The 777-nt window shown below is 60.7% G+C and carries 1 protein-coding gene; it reads right to left on the bottom strand.

The features are described from left to right. Positions 1-622, bottom strand: a 622-nt coding sequence (locus CO676_RS34330) for an IS66 family transposase zinc-finger binding domain-containing protein (protein ID WP_179875782.1), incomplete at its 3' end; no start/stop codon positions are given. Positions 623-777: the final 155 nt, after the last annotated feature.

The following is a 777-nucleotide window of genomic DNA, read 5'->3' as shown; positions in this document are numbered from 1 at the left end:
TGGAAACGGCGATATAGGCGAGCAGCCGTTCCGTCGGCAGGCCGCCTTCGATGATGTGTGCCGGCGCCAGGGCCTGGACCACGCCGTCGCTGCCCCGGAAAGCGTATTTGGGGCGACGTGTCACGATAACCCTGAACTTCGGCGGCACGACGTCCAGACGTTCGCAGCGGTCCTCACCGATCAGAACCTTTGCCAGACCCTCGCACCCGGCCGGAATCTCCGGCTCGATGACCTCCTCGATTCGCTCGAGATGTGCGGCAAAACCCTTGCGCGGACGCGGCGCTCGCTTCGGCTTGTCTTTGGCCGCGTGATCGAGTTCGCTACGGATTGCCGATAGGCCGGTTTCGACCTCTTCGAAGGCAAAGGAGACCTGATCGTCATTGACCCCGAGACGGAGCCGCTCAGAGCGCTTGCCATTTTGCGTGCGCTGCAAAACCTTCATGATCAAGGTCAGGTTGGCAATCCGCTCGTTGGCGCTCTTCTCAACCGCCTCCAACCGCGCGATCTCAGCCTCGGCCACCTTCAGCCGGACCTCTTTCGCGGCTTGTTCGCGCGCCAACGCGAGAACCATCGCTTTCAGCGCATCAACGTCGTCCGGCAGGTCGCTAAGGGGCAAATCCATCCGGGCGAATAGAGCACAAAAACAGCCGCTTTCCCAATAATTACAGCAGCATGATTCATCTTGCCGCAGCCCTGTTCAGCCCGTCAGCAACGGCCGCCTGACCTTGGTTGGCCGGATCTTCTTCCAATCCAGACCGGCCAGAAGCGCCATTAATT

The organism is Sinorhizobium sp. BJ1, from assembly GCF_002531555.1.
GTDB lineage: Bacteria > Pseudomonadota > Alphaproteobacteria > Rhizobiales > Rhizobiaceae > Sinorhizobium > Sinorhizobium fredii_B.
This window is presented reverse-complemented; position numbering and strand designations above follow the sequence as displayed.